Origin of the sequence: Amycolatopsis orientalis (assembly GCF_000943515.2) — a bacterium.
Taxonomy (GTDB): Bacteria; Actinomycetota; Actinomycetes; order Mycobacteriales; family Pseudonocardiaceae; genus Amycolatopsis; species Amycolatopsis orientalis.
In genome coordinates this window covers 1,179,929-1,199,255 of record NZ_CP016174.1, presented here as the reverse complement: position 1 = coordinate 1,199,255, position 19,327 = coordinate 1,179,929, and the positions used below count along the sequence as shown (strand labels likewise).

The 19,327-nt window shown below is 67.9% G+C and carries 19 protein-coding genes; 5 read left to right on the top strand and 14 right to left on the bottom strand.

The features are described from left to right. Positions 1-56 precede the first annotated feature (56 nt). From SD37_RS05845 to SD37_RS05790, 12 genes are all read right to left on the bottom strand, one after another. Complete coding sequence (locus tag SD37_RS05845) at positions 57-1,778, bottom strand: S8 family serine peptidase (RefSeq protein WP_044852182.1); 1,722 nt, start codon at positions 1,776-1,778, stop codon at positions 57-59. Between the two features lie 76 nt (positions 1,779-1,854). After that, entirely contained in the window at positions 1,855-2,853 is a 999-nt protein-coding gene (locus SD37_RS05840) for an ABC transporter ATP-binding protein (RefSeq protein WP_044852181.1), read from the bottom strand. Then, a complete protein-coding gene (locus tag SD37_RS05835; RefSeq protein ID WP_044852180.1) occupies positions 2,846-3,838 on the bottom strand; it encodes an ABC transporter ATP-binding protein in 993 nt (330 codons plus the stop codon). The genes SD37_RS05840 and SD37_RS05835 overlap by 8 nt, the downstream gene beginning before the upstream one ends. Positions 3,839-3,844: 6 nt before the next feature. After that, on the bottom strand, positions 3,845-4,798 hold the full coding sequence (locus SD37_RS05830; RefSeq protein WP_044852179.1) for an ABC transporter permease: 954 nt from the start codon (positions 4,796-4,798) through the stop codon (positions 3,845-3,847). After that, positions 4,791-5,717, bottom strand: coding sequence for an ABC transporter permease (locus SD37_RS05825; RefSeq protein ID WP_044852178.1), 927 nt, complete (start codon positions 5,715-5,717; stop codon positions 4,791-4,793). The genes SD37_RS05830 and SD37_RS05825 overlap by 8 nt, the downstream gene beginning before the upstream one ends. Before the next feature lie 115 nt (positions 5,718-5,832). Next, the gene (locus SD37_RS05820; protein ID WP_044852177.1) at positions 5,833-7,449 is read right to left on the bottom strand and encodes a peptide ABC transporter substrate-binding protein; all 1,617 of its coding nucleotides are present in this window, start codon (positions 7,447-7,449) and stop codon (positions 5,833-5,835) included. A gap of 256 nt (positions 7,450-7,705) precedes the next feature. Beyond that, positions 7,706-8,659, bottom strand: a complete 954-nt coding sequence (locus SD37_RS05815; protein WP_044852176.1) for a Ppx/GppA phosphatase family protein — start codon at positions 8,657-8,659, stop codon at positions 7,706-7,708. Between the two features lie 67 nt (positions 8,660-8,726). Beyond that, on the bottom strand, positions 8,727-9,884 hold the full coding sequence (locus SD37_RS05810; protein WP_044852175.1) for a lytic transglycosylase domain-containing protein: 1,158 nt from the start codon (positions 9,882-9,884) through the stop codon (positions 8,727-8,729). 184 nt (positions 9,885-10,068) lie between these two features. Further along, a complete protein-coding gene (locus tag SD37_RS05805) occupies positions 10,069-10,584 on the bottom strand; it encodes a DUF501 domain-containing protein (protein WP_418189803.1) in 516 nt (171 codons plus the stop codon). Positions 10,585-10,602: 18 nt separating this feature from the next. Then, positions 10,603-10,971 carry an FtsB family cell division protein gene (locus tag SD37_RS05800; RefSeq protein ID WP_044852174.1) on the bottom strand — a complete coding sequence of 123 codons (369 nt, stop codon included), beginning with the start codon at positions 10,969-10,971 and terminating at the stop codon, positions 10,603-10,605. Between the two features lie 177 nt (positions 10,972-11,148). Further along, positions 11,149-12,435, bottom strand: coding sequence for a phosphopyruvate hydratase (gene eno / locus SD37_RS05795; protein WP_044852173.1), 1,287 nt, complete (start codon positions 12,433-12,435; stop codon positions 11,149-11,151). A 104-nt stretch (positions 12,436-12,539) separates the two neighbouring features. Further along, complete coding sequence (locus tag SD37_RS05790; RefSeq protein WP_044852766.1) at positions 12,540-13,028, bottom strand: VOC family protein; 489 nt, start codon at positions 13,026-13,028, stop codon at positions 12,540-12,542. 72 nt (positions 13,029-13,100) lie between these two features. Between SD37_RS05790 and SD37_RS05785 the strand changes: the two genes are divergently transcribed. Continuing rightward, a complete protein-coding gene (locus tag SD37_RS05785; protein ID WP_037317260.1) occupies positions 13,101-13,514 on the top strand; it encodes a tetratricopeptide repeat protein in 414 nt (137 codons plus the stop codon). Positions 13,515-13,552: 38 nt separating this feature from the next. On the opposite strand, the gene SD37_RS05780 is transcribed toward SD37_RS05785, so the two are convergent. After that, positions 13,553-14,122 carry a helix-turn-helix domain-containing protein gene (locus SD37_RS05780; protein ID WP_037317263.1) on the bottom strand — a complete coding sequence of 190 codons (570 nt, stop codon included), beginning with the start codon at positions 14,120-14,122 and terminating at the stop codon, positions 13,553-13,555. 54 nt (positions 14,123-14,176) lie between these two features. Here SD37_RS05780 and SD37_RS05775 point away from each other — a divergent pair, with 54 nt between their 5' ends. Next, positions 14,177-15,097, top strand: coding sequence for an NAD(P)/FAD-dependent oxidoreductase (locus SD37_RS05775; protein WP_044852765.1), 921 nt, complete (start codon positions 14,177-14,179; stop codon positions 15,095-15,097). On the opposite strand, the gene SD37_RS05770 is transcribed toward SD37_RS05775, so the two are convergent. Further along, entirely contained in the window at positions 15,070-15,777 is a 708-nt protein-coding gene (locus SD37_RS05770) for a lysozyme family protein (RefSeq protein WP_044852172.1), read from the bottom strand. The two genes, SD37_RS05775 and SD37_RS05770, sit on opposite strands and share 28 nt — an antisense overlap. Positions 15,778-16,054: 277 nt before the next feature. Between SD37_RS05770 and efeU the strand changes: the two genes are divergently transcribed. From efeU to efeB, 3 genes are read left to right on the top strand one after another with little or no spacing between them, the layout of a single operon-like run. Beyond that, positions 16,055-16,897, top strand: coding sequence for an iron uptake transporter permease EfeU (gene efeU, locus SD37_RS05765; protein ID WP_044852171.1), 843 nt, complete (start codon positions 16,055-16,057; stop codon positions 16,895-16,897). A 10-nt stretch (positions 16,898-16,907) separates the two neighbouring features. After that, on the top strand, positions 16,908-18,041 hold the full coding sequence (gene efeO, locus SD37_RS05760) for an iron uptake system protein EfeO (RefSeq protein ID WP_083255245.1): 1,134 nt from the start codon (positions 16,908-16,910) through the stop codon (positions 18,039-18,041). Further along, complete coding sequence (gene efeB / locus SD37_RS05755; RefSeq protein ID WP_044852169.1) at positions 18,038-19,303, top strand: iron uptake transporter deferrochelatase/peroxidase subunit; 1,266 nt, start codon at positions 18,038-18,040, stop codon at positions 19,301-19,303. Before efeO ends, efeB begins: the two co-directional genes overlap by 4 nt. Positions 19,304-19,327: the final 24 nt, after the last annotated feature.

Sequence of the window (19,327 nt, the reverse complement as noted above, 5' to 3'; positions counted from 1 at the left end):
ACCCCTCATGACACTCTCGACCCACGCCGCACGAGCGGCGCGGCGGAACCGAAGCATCAGCCTCGCAGGTACTTCGAGCCTCGCGTAACGGCCGACCAGGCGTCGACGGCACCGTGGCCGTAGAAGCCGTTGAACGAAGCGTCACCGACGCAGGTCGCGGTGAACGACGCGTCTCGGCCTTCGTCCAGGTAGTCGACAGTCCGCGGCACCGGGCAGGCGATGTCGGAGGCCGTGCCCTCGAGCACCCGCTGCACCGCGTCCGGGTCCATCCCGAAGTCGCGCGAACCCTTGCCGTACTGCGAAACGATGAGCGCGGCGACACCGGTCGCGTGCGGCGACGCCATCGACGTCCCCTGCAGCCACTGGTAGTAGCCGACGCGGCCGTCGGCGGTGGTCGCCTTCTGGATGCCGGCGGTGACACCGTCTGGCGTGATGTTCCCGGCCGCGTCGATGTTGCCTTCCGCGACGCCGACGTTGCGCGGGTACGTCGAGAGGATCTCGTTCTCGAGCGTCCGGAACCACGGGGTGCCGAAGCCGTCACGGAAGTATCCGCCGGGCGCGGAGACCGAGATCTGCTCGACGCCGTAGTTCGAGTAGTCCGCCTTCGCCTGCGACGGCCCGAAGGACGAGACGCCGATCGTGTGCGGGCCCTCGACGGGCAGCGAGAGGCAGCTCGCGTTGTCGATCTGCCGCGGGTGCGTGCTGTTCGACGGGTAGTCCGGGCTCGAAGCGTCCGGCTGCGGGGCGCCGAGGTCGCTGTGCTGGTTGCCCAGCGAGACGACCTGGCTGACGCCCTTGCGGTGCGCGTAGTTCAGCGCACGGGTCGTCGCCTCGATGATGGTCCGCTGTTCCGCCTGCTCCGCGGCCGAGTCGGCCGGGTTGGAAGCGCAGTTGTAGAGCCAGGGGTCGGTGTAGAAGCTCATGTTGACGACGTCGACACCCGCGTCGCCGGCGTAGGTGATCGCGTCCACGGTCGGCTGCAGGAAGAAGAAGCCCGAGTCCTGGCCGGCGCGGAGGTTCACCAGCGTCACGTTCGGCGCGACGCCCGAGACGCCGAAGCCGTTCGCGGCGGCGCCGATGGTGCCGGCGACGTGCGTGCCGTGCCCGTTGTCGTCGACGTCGGTGGGGTCGACGCAGCCGCGGTACTCGCACGGTCCGTCGACGGGCTCACCGTTCACGTCGGCGACGATGTCCTTCGTGAAGTTCCGCGACGCGGCCCGGTCGAAGTTCGGCGCGATGTCCGGGTGACTCGCGTCGACACCGGTGTCGATGATGCCGACCTTCACCCGCTTGTCGCCCGGCTGGACGGTGCGCGAAAGGTCCGAACGGACGGATTTGAGACCCCAGAGCTGACCATCGAGCGGGTCGAGCCCGGCGGACTGGGCCGAAGCAGCCTTCGGCGCCGAAGCAGCCCCGCGGCTCTCCTTCTCGACGGCGTTCGACTTGACCTTCGCCTTGTCGCTCTTCGGCGCGGAGCCGATCGGCTTCGCTTTGGCCGCACCGAAAACCGAACGGTCCGCGGAGACGCGCTCGGCGAACCCGTTGGCGGGCGCGGTCGCGGTGATCAGGCCGACCGCGGCGTTGCTGGTCACGACGGTGCCGCCGGCGGCACGGATCGCCCGTTCCGCCGAAGCGACGCTTTGGCCGTCACGGGCCAGGACGGAGAATTCGGTCGTCGCCCCGGAAAGCCGCGGTTGGGCGGACGCCGCCGGCGCGGCGACGATGGCACCGAACAGCGGTACCGCCAAGGCGATGACGAGAGATCTGGGTCTTTTCACTTCATGCCTCCTGAAGAACACGATTCGTGCAAACTACGCGAGCGATCTCCTCATATCAACGAAGTCCCTACTAAAGTCAGGGGACGACGGTTTTTTCCTCCGCGAAATGACAGGCCGACAAATGTCCACCGGCCCGCGTGATCAATTCGGGTTCCTGTTCGGCGCAAATGTCCTGCGCCTTCCAGCACCGGGTGCGGAATCGGCAGCCCGACGGCGGGTCCAGCGGGCTCGGGACGTCGCCTTCCAGGCGAATCACCTGCCGCTGCCCACGCAACGCCGGATCGGCGACCGGGACAGCGGACAACAGCGCCTGCGTGTAGGGATGCGACGGATGTTCGTAGATCTCCTCTTCCGTCCCCATTTCCACGATCTTGCCGAGATACATGACCGCGACCCGCGTGGAAAGGTGACGGACAACAGACAAATCGTGTGCGATGAACACATAGGAAAGGCCGAATTCCTTCTGCAGTTCACCGAGCAGGTTCATCACCTGCGCCTGGATCGAGACGTCCAGCGCCGAAACCGGCTCGTCGCAGATGATGACCTTCGGCCGCAACGCCAGCGCCCGCGCGATGCCGATGCGCTGCCGCTGCCCGCCGGAGAACTGGTGCGGATAGCGGTTGATGTGCTCGGGATTCAGCCCGACGACGTCGAGCAGCTCCCGCACCTTCGCCGCCCGGGAACCCTTCGGCGCCACCTCGGTGTGGATCTCGAAAGGCTCGCCGACGATGTCGCCGACCGTCATCCTCGGATTCAGCGAGGTGTACGGATCCTGCAGCACGATCTGGATCTCGCGCCGCAACTTCCTGAGCCCGGATCCCCGCAACGCGAAGATGTCACGGCCTTCGAAGGACGCGCGCCCGCTCGTGGGTTCTTCCAGACGCATCAGCACCTGGGCCAAAGTGGACTTGCCGCAGCCGGATTCCCCCACCACGCCCAGGGTTTCGCCGGGCATGAGATCGAACGAAACCCCGTCGACGGCCTTCACATGACCTATCGTGCGTTTGATGAGGACCCCGGCTCGCACCGGGAAGTACTTCACCAGGTTTTCGACCCGCAGAATGGGCTCAGACACGGTCGCTCACCACCTCGTCGGCGAAGTGACAGGCGCTGACCCGGCCGAAACCGAGGCTTCGCAGGGCAGGCCGTTCCGACTCGCACCGGCTCTCCGCCCGGGGACAGCGCGGATGGAACGGGCAGCCGGGCGGGATGTTCAGCAGGCTCGGCGGCAGGCCCTTGATGGTCTCCAGAGTCTGTCCTTTGAGGTCCAGCCGCGGCAGGGAGGCCATCAGCGCCTCGGTGTAGGGATGCCCCGGCGAGCGGAACAACTCGGTGACGTCGGCCTGTTCGACGATCCGGCCCGCGTACATCACCGCGATCCGGTCGGCGACCTCGGCGACCACCGCCAGGTCGTGGGTGATCAGGATCAATCCCATCCGCCGTTCAGCCTGGATCTCCGCCAGCAGGTCCATGATCTGGGCCTGCACGGTGACGTCCAGCGCGGTCGTCGGCTCGTCCGCGATCAGCAGGTCCGGGTCCAGCGCGAGCGACATGGCGATCATCGCGCGCTGCCGCATCCCGCCGGAGAACTGGTGCGGGTACTCGCGGACCCGGCGGGACGCGGCGGGGATGCGGACGATCTCGAGCAGTTCGATCGCGCGTTTGCGGGCGTCCTTTTTGGACATACCGAGCCGGACCCGCAACTGCTCCTCGATCTGGAACCCGACGGTGAAGACGGGGTTCAGCGCCGAAAGCGCGTCCTGGAAGATCATCGCGATCCCGCCGCCCCGCACCTCACGCCGCCGCTCTTCGGTGGCGGTGAGCAGGTTCTCGCCGCGATACCGGACGGCGCCGCGGGTGACGACGGCGGGCGGGCTGTCGAGGATCCCCATCACCGTCTGCGCCGTAACGCTTTTTCCCGAACCCGATTCTCCCAGCACGGCAAGGGTTTCCCCGGCGTGCACGGAGTAGTCGACGCCGTTGAGCACTGTGGCGACACCGTCCGAGGTCCGGAATTCGACGTGGAGGTCTTCCACTTCGAGCAAGAGTTCGTTGTCCACAGCCGCTCACCGGGCCTTCGGGTCGAGCGCGTCGCGGATCCCGTCACCGAGCATGACGAACGCGAGCACGGTGATGGTCACGAACCCGGCGGGGAACAACAGCATGTGCGGGATGACCCGGAAATAGTCCCGGGCGTCGCTGATCATCACGCCCCACGAGACGACCGGTGGCCGCACGCCGACGCCGAGATAGGCCAACGTCGCCTCCGCCCCGATGAAGGCGCCGAGCGCGATGGTCCCGTAGACCAGGACCGGCGCGATCGTGTTGGGCAGCAAGTGCCGGAGCACGATGCGCGGTGTGCTCGCGCCGAGCCCGCGGGCGGCCTTGACGTAGTCGAGTTGCTTGGCCACCAGCGTCGCCGACCGCATGATGCGCATCGCCACCGGCCAGCTCAGCGCCGCGATCGAGATCACCACCTGCACGATGATGGTGACCGCGCCGGGATTCGTGCCGGGAGCGTTGAACGTCGTCAGGATGACGATCGCGCCGAGCACGAACGGCAACGCCGCGAAGATGTCGCCGACGCGGGAGAACAGGCTGTCGACGAGACGGCCGTAATAGCCGGCGACGATCCCGACGACCGAGCCGATCAGGATCGTCAGCACCGTGGCGAAAACACCGACCAGCAACGACGCCCGCGCGCCGTGGATGGTCCTCGCGTAGACGTCGTAACCCTGGTTGTCGTAGCCGAACCAGGCGTCCGCGGACGGCCCTTCGTTGGCGTGCGTCAGATCGCTGAACCCGGCCGGACGGGAACTGAACAGGTCCGGCGCGATGGCGATCAGCACGATCACCAGGATGATGACGGAGGAGATGATGAAGGTGGGCTTGCGGCGCAGCATCCGCCAGGCGTCGCCGCCGAGGCTGCGCGGTTTGTGCGCCAGCGCGGAATCGTCGGCGACACCGGCCGCCGCGACGTCCACAGAGGACACGCCACCGGCCACATTGGGGTCAGTCATAACGGATCCTCGGGTCGAGAACGGCATAGAGCAGGTCGACGGTGAGACTCACCAGCAGGTACACCATCACCAGCAGGACGACTACCCCGGTGACGGTGGCGCCCTCCCGGTTCTGGATACCGCGGAAGATGAGCCCGCCGATGCCGTTGATGTTGAACACGCCTTCGGTGACGATCGCCCCGCCCATGAGCGCGCCGATGTCGGTGCCGATGAAGGTCAGCACCGGGATCACCGAGTTGCGGAGCAGGTGCACGCCGACGACGCGGCTGCGCGGCTGGCCTTTCGCGACGGCTGTGCGGACGTAGTCGGCGTGCCGGTTCTCGGCGATGCTCGTCCTGGTGAGCCGGGCGATATAGGCCATGGACAGGCTGCCCAGCGCTATGCCGGGCACGATGAGTTCGCCGACTCCCGCGTCCTCGGACACGCTCGCGTCGATGAGGCCCAGTTCCGAACCCAGGACGATCTGCAGCACGATCGCGGTGACGAACACCGGGATCGAGATCAGGAACGTGGTGGACATCAGCACGAGGTTGTCGAGGAAACCCTTGCCCCGCAGGCCGGTCAGGATGCCGGCGGCGAGCCCGATGATCGCCTCGATGGCCACCGCGATGAGCGCGAGCCGGACGGTCACCGGATAGGCGTTCGCGATCAGCTCGCCGACCGAGACGCCGTTGAAGGTCTCCCCCCAGTCGCCGGTGAACAGGTTGCCGAGGTATTTGAAGTACTGGACGAAGATCGAATCGTCGAGATTGAACTTCGCGGTCATCATCTCGATGTAGGCGGGCGGGCAGGCGACCTGACCGCATTTGCCGGCGAAGGGGTCGCCGGGCACGGCCCACACCAGTGCGTAGATGAGGAACGTCGTGCCGAAGAAGACCGGGATCAGTTGGAGTAGGCGACGGAGGATGTACTGGGACATGGGCGTGCCGTCCTGAAGATCGCGTGGTGGGAGCTGAGGGACCGGCGGGTCGTGAGTGGCGATTCGGGTTAGAACCCGAATCGCCACTCACGACGCACGAAGCCCGCGCGGTGCTCTACTTCGCGGCGACCTCTATGGACGAGTAGTCCGCGAGACGGCCGAAGTCGAGCTTCGCGACCTTCAGCCGGTTCGACTTACCGCCGACGCCCTTCTCCTCCCACACCGGGATCTGCGGCAGGTCCTTCGCGATCAGGTCCTCCGCCTGCTGGTACAGCTTGATCGCGGCCGCCTTGTCGGCGGTCTGGTCCGCCTGGTTCAGCAGTGCGTCGACGGCCGGGTTGTTGTACGTCGAGTCGTTGGACGAACCGGTGCTCTTGTAGCGCGGGTTCAGGTAGTTCTCGATCGACGGGTAGTCGGCCGACCAGTCGGAGCGGCCCATGCCGGTCAGCTTCCGGCCGTTGACGATGCTGCGCCACTGGCCGAAGTCGGTCGCCGGGACGAAGTCGCATTCGACGCCGAGCGCGTTCTTGATGCTGTTGCACGCCGCGACCAGCGGTTCCTTACGGCCGCCGTCCGCGTTCGAGGCGATGGTCAGCTTGCCGGTGTAACCGGACTTCGCCCAGAACTCCTTGGCCTTCACCGGATCGAACTTGCAGAACTCGCAAACCCCCGGCCGGTAGCCCTCGATACCGCGCGAAACGTAACCGTCGGCGGGCGAATAGGTGTCGTTCATGACGGTCTTGACGATCTGCTCGCGGTCGATGGCCAGCGAGATCGCCTTGCGCAGGTCCAGGTTGTTGTAACCCGGGACGTAGTACGGGATGGCGAGGGCGCTGATGCCGAGCAGGTTGCCTTCGACCAGCCGCTCACCGAGGTCGGTCTTGTACTTCCCGCCTGCCTTCGCCGCGGGCGGGAGCGCCTCCATGAAGTCGAGGCGGTTGCTCAGGAGATCCTGGTACGCGGTCTCCTGGCTGGTGTAGATGCGGACTTCCAGGTCCTTGAACTTGACCTTGTCCTCGCCCTGGTACTCGTCGTACCGCGTGAGCTTCATGTTCTGGTTGGGCGTGCGCGAAACGAACTTCAGCGGACCGTTGCCGATGGGGGCCTTGGCGAACGCCTCCGGGTCGGCGAAGAACTTGTCCGGCAGCGGCGCGAAAGCGAGATAACCGATCTTGGTGGCGAAAACGGAGAACGGGCCCTTGAGCGTGACCTGGAATTCGTAGTCGTTCACGACCTTGAGGCCGGACATCTCCTTGACGGCCGGCTCTTTGGCGCTGATCTCGTCGTAGCCCTGGATCTGCTCGAAGAACGACGCGTTCTGCATGCCGTTCTTGCCGTTCGCGCTGTAGTTCCAGGCATCGACGAAGTTCTTCGCCTTGACTTCGGTCCCGTCGTGGAACTTCCAGCCCTTTTTGATCTTGATGTCGAAGACCTTCGAATCGGTCGTGGTGATCGATTCGGCCATCAGGTTGTACGGCTCGGCGGTGTCGGATTTGTAGCCGACCAGCGCCGAAAAGACCGGCTTGAGGGCCTTCGACCCGCCGAGTTCGTTGGTATTGGCGGGAATCAACGAGTTCTCCGGCTCGGTGCCGTAGACCGAGACCGCCGCATTGGAGTCTGTGGCGCCGGATCCCTTGTTTTCCGTGGACCCACCACCCCCACAGGCCGTCAGCAGCATGGCCGCCGTGGCCACCACCGCCGTCGCTCCCCAGAACCCGCGTGAACCCCGCATGTCCCCTCCAACTCTCGTCGTCGGATCGTTCGGCGAGCGCGGGTCGCGCTCAGCCGCCCAGAAGGTGAGACGACGCTATGGGACAGGTGAAGCCGATCACAGTGCGTTGGTGTTGCAAATGTGTGACGGTCTCGGGCACCACCCGGTTAGAGCACGACCTTGGTAGGAACGAAGCTGGACCGAATGGGCTAATCCGGACAGGAGGTCACCACGTGATCACCGACAGAAATGGCGTCACGTAAGAGAAATCGGCAAATCAGGCGAGCGAGAGCGCGATGCCGTCCAGGATGTCGTGCTCGGAGACGACCAGTTCGCCGGGACCACTGCGCGTGGCGAACTGCTCGGCCAGCACCTGCACGATCACCGAACCGCCGCCGATGACGTCCACCCGGCCGGGGTGGATCACCGGATTGGCGGCCCGGGTCGCGTGGTCGGCGGTCAGCAGGGACTGCGCGACCCGGTCGATGTCGGCGCGGGAAAGCTTGGAGAGGTGGGTGCGCTCGGAGTCGTACTCCGAGAGGCCCTGCGCCACGGCCGTCAGGGTGGTGACCGTGCCGGCGACGCCGATCCACGTCTTCGCGGCCGAAACGTCCACGACGTCGAAAGCCTCGGTGAGGACCTTGGCGGCCAGCTCACGCGCTTCGGCGATCTCGGCCGCCGTCGGCGGGTCGGACTTCAGCGCGCGTTCGGTGATCCGCACGCAGCCGATGTCGACCGACTTCGCGGCGATGACCTCCGCCTGGCGGCCGTCCCAGGTGCCGACGACGAGTTCGGTCGAGCCACCGCCGACGTCGACCACCACGAACGGACCGTCGTCCGGGTCCTGCTCGCCCACTGCGCCGGTGAAGGACAGCCGGGCCTCTTCGTCGCCGCTGATGACCTCGGCCTCGGTGCCGAGCACCTCACGCGTCATCGCGAAGAACTCGTCGCGGTTGCTCGCGTCACGGGTCGCCGACGTCGCGACCATGCGGACCTTCTCGACGCCCTTGCGGCGCGCGGCGATCGTGTAGTCGGCCAGCGCCTTGCGGGTGCGCTCGAGCGCCTCGGGGGCCAGCTTCCCGGTGGCGTCCACACCCTGGCCGAGGCGGACGATCCGCATCTCGCGGTGCAGGTCGCGCAGGTCGACCGTCCCGTCGTGGCGGGGGGTCAACTCGGCGACGAGCAGGCGGATGGAGTTGGTCCCACAGTCGATCGCGGCAACACGAGGCATGCCCGGAGATTACAGCGGAGCGAAGCTTCTCCGTTGAGGGTGGTGGCGGGGGCATGGATGAAGGCGATCAGGTGGGTTTGGTGCTGGGGCTCCCTGACGTCACCGTCGTCGTCGTTGTGGTCGTCGTCGGTGAGCTGCAGGTCGGCGGCGGCGGTGATGGCGTCGTGGTCGCCTGGCTCGGGCTCGAGGTCGGTTGTGTCTCCGTCACGGTGACTGTCGGGCAGGGCGGCAACTTCGAGGGCGTCGTCGTCTTGGACGGCGAAGACGAATTCGTCGACGGCGGCAACGTGCTCGACGGCGGCGGCGTCACCGAACCGGGCGGCGTCGGCGGCACCGGAGGCGGCGGGACCGAAGCGGGCGGCGGAGCGGCGGCGGCGTTCGGCGCGCCGATGGGCACCTTGCTGTCCGGCGTCGGCAGCACCCCAGTGCGGTAGGCCTCGGCCCAGATCAGCACCGTGTTCACGTAGGTGTCGGAGTTGTTGTAGCGGTACACCGCCGCGCGCAACTGGTCCGGTTTGGACAGATCCAGTCCACCCGAGCACAGGTAGCGGCCGGTGCCCAGCGCCGCGTCGAAGATGTTGTTCGGATTGGATTCGCCGTCGCCGTTCCCGTCGGAGGCGTAGCGAGCCCAGGTCGACGGGATGAACTGCGTCGGCCCGACGGCGCGGTCCCAGACCGTGTCGCCGTCGTACTTTCCGCCGTCGCTGTCCGGGATGGCCGCGAACGGACCGGCGCCGTTGAGCTGCGGGCCGAGGATCGGTTCGAGGGTGTTGCCCTTGGCGTCGACGAAGCCGCCGCGAGCGTGGTTGGACTCGATCCGGCCGATGCTGGCGATGAGCGCCCAGTCGATGTGACAGCCGGGCTGTTCGGCGATGAGGATGTCGGCGGCGTTGCGGTACGCGGCGAGCGCGGTGACCGGGATGCCGAGCGGTCCGTTGGGGAGTTCGTCCGCGGGGAGCGGGAGCGGGGTCGGCGCGTTCGGCAGGCTTCCGTCGACGCCGATCTGCTGGACGAGCGGGTTCTTCGGGTCATAGCCGCCGACGAGGGCGACGTTGTCGGAATGGATCGTGCTCGCCGTCGCGATCCAGGTGCCCGTGCCGATCACCGCGGCACAGGCCGGGACGATGGCGAGGACTCCTCCGGTCACCGCGGCGATCGTGCGGTGCCGGAGACAGAGTCTCCGGACATGACCGTTCACCGCGCCTGGCACGTGCCTCACGCGCATACCTCAGAACCCTCCCGGCGGATCGCGACTCGGCGATCCGGTTACTTGCCCACCCCGACAACCCGCAACTGGTGCATAGCCTGCCGCATGCGGTGACCGGTTTCACCCCATAGGGAGAAGGAGTTGACCGACAACGGGTGAATTAACCCACCTGGAGGAACTATCTGTACAGCGGGGGCGGGTGTTACCCCTGGCAGTCGCCCGACGGCCACCCGTTCGACTTAAGCAGCGCGAGAGTCTCGTCCCCGAAGGGGTTCACGCCGGGGCCGACGGCGAGCGTATGCGCCAGGTGGACGTGCAGGCACTTGACGCGTCCGGGCATCCCGCCCGCGCTGACCTCGTGGCCGAGCGATTCGATGGCGTCGCGTTCGGCGAGGTAGCTCTCGTGGGTCCGCTGGTAGGCGGCCGCCAGCTCGGGGTCCTCCGCGAGCCTGTCGGTCATCTCCTTCATCAGCCCGGACGCCTCGAGGGTGCCGACCATCGAGGTCAGCTTCGGGCAGGTCAAGTAGTAGAGCGTCGGGAACGGAGTGCCGTCGTCGAGGCGGGGACTGGTCTGCACGACCGACGGGTGGCCGCTCGGGCAACGCGCGGCGACGGCGCGCAGCGCACGGGGTACCCGGCCGAGCTGTTCCGCGATGATCTCGCGGTCGGCGTCGGTCACAGGCTCATAAGAAGACTTTTCCGTGCGGTTCACGCCCATAAGGGTAAACAGGGAGCTTTAGCCGCCCGCGACCTGATCCCACAGCTTCTCGTACCAGGAGCCCGCGGGCACCGGCTGCTCGCCTTGCCGGCCCTGCTCCGGCGCCTTGTCCTCGGGCAGCTGCACGATGTACGGCGTCTCACCGGGTTTCACGAAACCGAAGCGCTTCCGGGCCTCCGCCTCGATCTGCGCGGGATCGCTCAGCTCGGCCTTGCGGCCCTCCAGCTGGGCGACGCTCCGCTGCAGTTCGGACTGCAGCTGCTGCTGCTCACTCACCTCGGACTTCTGGCTGAGGTAGGTGCGCAGCGGGACGGCGATGGTGAACGCGAGGGCGCACACCACGATCGCCACCACCGCGGCCCGGCGGGTGGTGGACATGCCGAGCACCTTCGCGGCGCCCGATGCCCTTTTCGCCGCCAGGCTGCGGCGCAGCCGGGTTCGGGCGCGGACCTCCGTCGTCGTGGTCCGCCGGGCGCGCTCCGGTCGGCGGCCCCTGCTGGAGCCACCGCCGTCCGCGCGCCCGCTACGACGGGTCCGCGCCCTCCCCCGGTCCGCCATAACCGATTACCCCTCCGGGGTGAACCGCGGGAAGGCGAGGTCGCCGGCGTAACGCGCCGCGTCGGCGAGGGTCTCCTCGATCCGCAGCAGCTGGTTGTACTTGGCGATGCGCTCGCCGCGCGCCGGGGCGCCGGTCTTGATCTGGCCGACGCCGGTGGCGACCGCCAGGTCGGCGATGAAGGTGTCCTCGGTCTCGCCGGACCGGTGGCTCATCATCGACTTGTAGCCGTAGGAGGTGGCCAGCGAGATCGCGTCGAGGGTCTCCGACAGCGTGCCGATCTGGTTGACCTTCACCAGCAGCGCGTTCGCGGCGCGGCGGGTGATGCCCTCTTCGAGGCGGTCCGGGTTGGTGACGAACAGGTCGTCGCCGACGATCTGGACCTTCTCGCCGACCTCGGCGGTCAGCTGGACCCAGCCGTCCCAGTCGTCCTCGCTCAGCGGGTCCTCGATGGACACGAGCGGGTAGTCGCGCAGCAGTTCGGCGTAGTAGGCCGACATCTGCTCGGCGCTCTTCTTCGCGCCTTCGAAGGTGTACGCGCCGTCGGAGAAGAACTCCGTCGCGGCGACGTCGAGCGCGAGCGCGACGTCGCGGCCCGGGGCGTATCCGGCCTTCTCGATCGCCTGCAGGATCAGGTCGAGCGCCTCGCGGTTGTTCTTCAGGCTGGGCGCGAAGCCGCCTTCGTCGCCGAGACCGGTGGCCAGGCCGCGGCCCTTCAGCACCGACTTCAGCGAGTGGTAGACCTCGGTGCCCCAGCGCAGGGCCTCGCGGAACGACTCGGCGCCGATCGGCGCGATCATGAACTCCTGGATGTCCACATCGGTGTCGGCGTGCGCGCCACCGTTGAGGATGTTGAGCATCGGCACCGGCAGCACATGCGCGTTCGGCCCGCCGAGGTAGCGGAACAGCTCCAGCTCGGCCGACTCCGCGGCCGCCTTCGCGACGGCGAGGGAGACGCCGAGGATGGCGTTCGCGCCGAGGCGGGACTTCGCCGGGGTGCCGTCGAGGTCGACCAGCTTCTGGTCGACGATGCGCTGGTCCACGGCGTCGGTGCCGACGAGGTCCGGGCCGATTTCGTCCAGGACGGCCGCGACCGCGCGCTCGACGCCCTTGCCGTTGTAGCGGCCGGTGTCGCCGTCACGCAGCTCGACGGCTTCGTGTTCGCCGGTGGAGGCACCCGAGGGGACCGCGGCCCGCGCCAGCGTGCCGTCGTCGAGAGCCACCTCCACTTCGACCGTCGGGTTGCCTCGCGAGTCCAGAATCTCGCGAGCGCCTACCTGCTCGATGAGCGCCACGCCATGCTCCTCATGTGGGTTGTGCCTGCGGTGACGGGCCCCAGCCTAGCCGTCGGCGCCGTTCACCCGTTGGAGGCACGCGCCACAGCGCTCACTCCGCGGGGTCACTCCGAGGGAGGTTCGTCCGCACGGACTTCGCGCCAGCCCGACGGCAGCTCGACGGTGTCGGAGAACTGCTGCCAGAAAGTCCAGCTGTTGCCGCCGATGTCGGAGACGGTGAACACGCGGGCGCCGTAGGGCTGATCCTGTGGCGCGTCGAGGCCGGCGTCGTCGCCCAGCGCGGCGCGGACCCGCTCGTACTGCGCGTCGACGTCGGGGACGTAGACGATGTTCAGCTGGCCCACCGGGCCGTCGACGCCCTTGGCTTCCCAGTACTCGGGACCGACCCCGGCCAGCTGGATCTTGGCCGGACCCGCGCACAACGTGGCCTGGAACACCTCGCCCGACGCGTCGGCGAAGCGCACTTCCTCGGTGAACCCGAACACTCTGACCAGCCACGCGACGGCTTCGGTCGCGTCGGCGTAGTAGAGGTACGGCGCGAGTCCGAGGTAGCCGGGCTCGCTTTCGGGCCTATCCGCTTCGGCACTGCTCATGGCGAGACAGTCCACCATGACCGTTTCAGCTCCTCGTGAACGACCCTGCCCAGGCGTATCGTGGAGCGGACCATGATGGATGCCGAACCCGACCCAGAACCCGGTCCGGACTCGTCCGGCGAATCCCGGTTCCGTGCCTTCCGGCAGGCGGAGGCACTGGTCGAAAGCCGCAGGCCGCTCGACGCCCTCAAGGCCCTCGAGCCGCTGCTGGAGGAGGAAACCGACAAACCGAGCGTGCAGCTGCTGGCGGGGCGCGCGTACTTCCACTCCGCACAGTTGCGGCGGGCCGAGCGCGCCTTCACCCGGGTGCTGGAACTGGATCCCACCGATCATTACGCCCGGTTCGTGCTCGGGCGGACCCTCCAGCGCCTCGGCCGGTTGACCGAGGCGCTCGCGCAGATGCGGATCGCGTCGGCGATGCACCCGATCCCGGAGTATCTGGAAGCGATCAGCGAGGTCAGCGCGCGGATCGCGCTGCGGGACTGATCCGGTCGCCGTCGCCAGAGAGCGAGGGACCTTTGCTCTCATTTCGACTTGGCCCGCAGGTGGGCCCGCTCCCCCTGCTTGCCGAACAGCACCAGCAGCTCCACCGGCCCCGGCCCGGCGCTCCCGAACCAGTGCGGCACCCGCGTGTCGAACTCGGCGGCCTCGCCGGGTCCCATCGTGAAGTCGCGGTCGCCGAGCACCGCCCGCAACCGTCCACTGAGGACGTACATCCATTCGTAGCCCTCGTGCGTCCGTTGCACCGGTTCGATGTCCTCGACCGGGATCAGCAGTTTGAACGCCTGCGGCTGCCCCGGCTGCGCGCTCAGCGACCAGGCGGTGAACCTGCCGAACTTCTGCGGTTTCATCCGGACCCGCGGATCGGACGGCTCGGGTTCGCCGACCAGTTCGTCGAGCGGGACCTGATGCGCTTCCGACAACGTCAGCAGCAGCTCCAGGGTGGCCTTCCGCGCTCCCGATTCGAGCCGGGAGAGCGTGCTGGCGGAGATCCCGGTCGCCGCCGAAAGAGCGGAGAGGGTGGTGCCGCGTTCCTTGCGGAGCAGCTTGAGCCTCGGTCCGACCTCGGCGAGTCGCCGTTCGATGTCCTGCATGACCCCAGTTTGCCAAATCGGCAATGAACTTTGCCAGATCCCGGCCGGATGCGGATGCTCGGGATCATGAAGAACGAATTCGACGTAGTGATCATCGGTGGTGGCGTCGCGGGTCTCAGCGCGGCACTGGTCCTGGGCCGGGCACGGCGAGAGGTCGTCGTGATCGACGCCGGTACCCCGCGCAACACGCCCGCCGCGCACGCGCACGGTTTCCTGACCAGGGACGGCATTCCACCCAAAGAACTGCTGGCGATAGGCCGCGACGAAGTCCGCGCGTACGGCGTGGAAATCGTCGAGGACGTCGTCCACCGGTTACGGCACGACAAGGCGGTGGAGCTGGCGAGCGGCCGGGTCGTCAGGGGCCGCCGGATCGTGGTGACCACCGGGCTGGCCGACGAACTGCCCGACGTCCCGGGCGTCGCGGAGCGGTTCGGCACCGACGTGCTGCACTGCCCGTACTGCCACGGCTGGGAAGTGCGTGATCAGCGCTTCGGCGTGCTGGCCACCTCCGAGAAGTCGGTCCACCAGGCGCTGATCGTGTGGCAGTGGAGCAAGGATCTGACCTTCTTCACGCATACGCGGCAGATCTCGGCCGAGGACAGGGCGAAACTGACCGGGCTCGGTATCCGGATCGTCGACGGCAAGGTGTCCGAACTCGCCGTCGAGGACGATCGGCTGACCGGTGTCCGGCTCGTCGACGGCGAACTCGTCGAACGCGATGTCGTCTTCGTCGGCCCGAAGTTCGTCCCGCACGACAGGCTGCTCGCCCAGATCGGCTGCGAGCGCACCGAAGACGGCTTCGTCAAGGTGGACGCCCAGGGACGCACGAACGTGGACGGCGTCTGGGCGGCCGGGAACGTCGTCGATCCGATGGCGCAGCTCGTCGTCGCGGCCGGCGACGCCTACCGGATGGCGTCGGCGCTCAACTTCGATCTGGTGCTCGAGGATCAGGGCGCGACGCTGGCGTCCGCGTAGGCGTCGGCCGCGCTGAAGACTTCCTGGATGTAGGGGACGGCCGGGTTGAACACCCGCATCGCCTTCCACCAGCCCACCGGGGTCGCGATGTCGTCGCCGTCGGCGCACAGGTAACGAGCGGTGGCGAGGGCGGCGTCGTCGAGGTTCTCGGGATCCGGCCGTTTCCCGTCGCCGGTGGCGCGCATGGAGTGCTTGGCCCAGACATCGGGGGCGAGCGTGATCGGGCCCGGCCTGCCCTGCGCGGTCTCGACGTGGGAGACCCCGGCGAGGGTCGCCCACGAGAGGTGACAGCCCGGCTTCTGCCGCCGGAGCCACATCTCGGCCCGGCCGTAAGCGGACAGGTCGGCGACCGGGAGCTTGGTCTTCGCGGCGACCCGTTTCGCCCAGGTCTCGAGTTCGGCAGCGTCGGACACGGTGGGCCGGTCGGGCGGGGCGGCGAGCCCGGCGCGCGGCGTCGCCACCCCCGGCTGCGGTTTCTGGTCGGGCACCGCGAGCACGGGCTGGGGTGCCGCCGGCGGGGGCGGTTCCTCCCCGCCCGGCCGGTGCACGCCGACGGTCATGATCAGCACCACGCCGGTGAGCACGAGCCCACCCGCGAAAGCGAGCCTGGGGACGTACGGCGGCAGAGGACGCGCGAGGCGCTCCTCGGTGTCGAAGCTCGACTGGGTGGTTTCGGCCACCCGGTCAGGTTACTTCGCGCCACTCCTGGGCGATGACCCATTCGGTCTACGAAGCCAACTGACGGTTAAACGGATCGCCGACCGGTCCTCGGCGGCCGATTCGTTATGCGATCGCCCTAGGTCGCGCTGACCTGGGGATGCGTCCGACGACCGCGTCCGATCAAGGCCTCATCAAGCGTTTCGTCCGCTTTCAGACCACGTCACTCCCGCTGGACTTTCAGGGAAGCCTTACCTAAAACCAGGAGGTTCAGTCAGGACGACGACCAGGGAGAACGACGTGTGGTTCGCGAGTGCGCTCATCGGCCTGCGTGAAGGTCTGGAAGCCGCCCTCGTCGTCAGCATCCTCGTCGCGTTCCTGGTCAAGACCGACCGGCGGCACGCGCTGCGCTGGGTGTGGCTCGGCGTCGGCGTGGCGGTCGTGCTGTCGGTCGGGGTCGGCGCGATCCTCACCTACTCCACCGCGCAGCTGTCCTTCGAACAGCAGGAACTGCTCGGCGGCACGCTGTCGATCGTCGCGGTCGGGTTCGTGACGGCGATGATCTTCTGGATGCGCAAGGCGTCGAGGACGATCGCCGCCGAACTGCGCGGAAAGCTGGACGAAGCGCTCGACGTCGGCCCGCTCGCGGTCCTCGTCCTGTCGTTCTTCGCCGTCGGGCGTGAAGGCCTGGAAACGGCGGTGTTCTTCTACTCCACGGTGCAGACCGCCCAGGGCGGGACGACCGAACCGCTGATCGGCTTCACCGCGGGCATCCTGGCCGCGATCGTGCTGGCGTACCTGATCTACCGCGGCGCCGTCCGCTTCGACCTCGGCAAGTTCTTCACCGTCACCGGTGTCCTGCTGGTGTTCGTCGCGGCGGGCGTCCTCGGCTACGGCCTGCACGACCTGCAGGAGGCCGCGTTCCTCCCCGGTTTGACCACGCTCGCGTTCGACGCGTCGGCCGTCATGCCGGAGACGAGCTGGTACGGCGCGCTGTTCAAGGGGATCTTCAACTATTCGCAGCAGACGACGGTGCTGCAGGCCGTCGCGTGGCTCGCGTACGTGGCCATCGTCCTGCCGCTGTTCCTCAAGCCCAAGAAGAAGACCGTGGCGACTCCCGCCGCGGCCGCAGTTAAGGAGTGACCCCGTGTCCTTGCCTCATCGGATCCCGCTCGCCGCGCTCGCCGGTGTCGGCGCCTTGGTGCTCACCGCCTGCGGTGGCGGCGAGGGCACGCCCGCGGCCACCACGGGCGGCCCGATCAAGGTCGAAGCCTCCGACAGCGCCTGCGCCGTCTCGGTGAACACCGCGAACGCGGGCAACGTGACCTTCGAGATCACCAACAAGGGCAGCAAGGTCACCGAGTTCTACCTGTACGCCGAGGGCGACCGGATCATGGGCGAGGTCGAGAACATCGCGCCCGGGCTGAACCGGCGTCTCATCGTCGAGGTCGCCGAGGCGGGCAAGTACCAGACCGCGTGCAAGCCGGGGATGACCGGCAACGGCATCCGGGGCGATTTCACCGTCACCGGCGGAGCGGCGAAGCAGGCGGACCCGAACTCGCAGAAGGCGCAGGCGGTCAAGAGCTACGCGGAGTACGTCGCGAACAACACCAAGGCGCTCGACGAGGAGACGGGCAAGTTCGTCACCCTCGTGAAGGCGGGCAAGGTCGACGAGGCGAAGGCCGCGTACGCCCGCACTCGCGTCTACTTCGAACGGGTCGAGCCGGTCGCCGAGAAGTTCGGCGACCTGGACCCGAAGATCGACGCACGCGAGGCCGACCTCGAACCGGGCCAGAAGTTCACCGGCTTCCACCGGCTGGAGAAGGACCTTTGGGTGACCGGGCTCCAGCCGGACGCCAACCAGATCGCGGACCAGTTGCTCGCCGACGTCAAGGAACTGGTCACCAAGTCGGCGTCGATCGAACTGAACGCGCTCGACCTGGCCAACGGCGCCAAGGAACTGCTCGACGAGATCGCCACCGGCAAGATCACCGGCGAGGAAGAGGCGTTCTCGCACACCGACCTCTCGGACTTCCAGGGCAACCTCGACGGCTCGAAGGCCGCGATCAACTCCCTGCGCCCGCTGCTGCAGGCCAAGGACCCGGCCCTGGTGTCCACTTTGGACAAGGAGTTCGGCAACGTGCAGGCGCTGCTGGACAAGCAGCGCGAAGGTGACGGCTTCAAGCTGTACACCGCGCTGAGCCAGGATCAGATCAAGGAGTTCGCCGCGGCCGTCGACGCGCTGAGCGAACCGCTGAGCAAGGTCGCGGAGGTGGCCGCGCAATGACGGACACGGAGCACACCCGGGTCTCCCGCCGGAAACTGTTCGGCATGGCGGGAGCGGGTGCCGCTCTCGTCGGTACCGGCGCGGCGGCCGGGATCGGCGCCAAGAGTCTCGCCGGCGGCGACAGTCCGGCGCAGGCCGCGCAGAGCGTCGTCGAGTTCCACGGCGAGCATCAGGCCGGGATCGTCACGCCGGTGCAGGAGAACCTGCATTTCGTCGCGCTGGATGTGACGACGAAGGACCGCGAAAAGCTGGTCAAGCTGCTGCGGACGTGGACCGACGCGGCCCGGCGGATGACCGCGGGCCAAGAGGTCGGAACCGGGGGCGCCGTCGGTGGCGCCCCCGCCGCGCCGCCGAGCGACACCGGTGAAGCGCTCGATCTGGCGGCGTCGTCGCTGACGCTGACGATCGGCTTCGGCCCCTCGCTGTTCGACGACCGGTTCGGGCTGGCCCCGAAACGGCCCGCCGCGCTGATCGACCTGCCTCTTTTCCCGCAGGACAAACTCGATCCCGCCCGCAGCGGCGGCGACATCTGCATCCAGGCGTGCGCGGACGATCCGCAGGTCGCGGTGCACGCGATCCGGAACCTGGTGCGGCTGGGCTTCGGCGTCACCGCGGTGCGCTGGTCGCAGCTCGGGTTCGGCCGCAGTTCTTCGACGTCGCGGGCGCAGTCCACGCCGCGGAACCTGTTCGGGTTCAAGGACGGGACGCGCAACATCAAGGCCGAGGAGACCGACGTCCTGCGCGACCAGGTGTGGGCGACGGCCGAAGACGGGCAGCCGTGGATGGCGGGCGGGTCGTACCTGGTGGCCAGGCGGATCCGGATGCACATCGAGACCTGGGACCGGGAATCGTTGAAGGGCCAGGAAGGGATCGTCGGCCGGTCGAAGGGCGCGGGCGCGCCGCTGGGCCAGGCCGCCGAATTCGACACCCCCGATTTCCAGGTCGGCGGCGCCGGCGGCGAAAAGCTGATCCCGGAGGACTCGCACGTCCGGCTGGCCTCGCACGAGAACCTGAACGGGGTGCGGATCCTGCGCCGCGGCTACAACTTCGTCGACGGTTCCGACGGTGTCGGGCATCTCGAAGCGGGGTTGTTCTTCCTCGCCTTCAACCGGGACACGCGCAAGCAGTTCGTGCCGATGCAGCAGGCCCTGTCCTCGAAGGACGCGATGATGGAGTACCTGCAGCACACCGGTTCCGCCCATTTCGCCGTGCCGCCGGGCGTGCGCGAAGGAGGTTTCTGGGGCGAGGGCCTGTTCGCTTGACCTCTAGTTCGGTAGAGGTCGCAG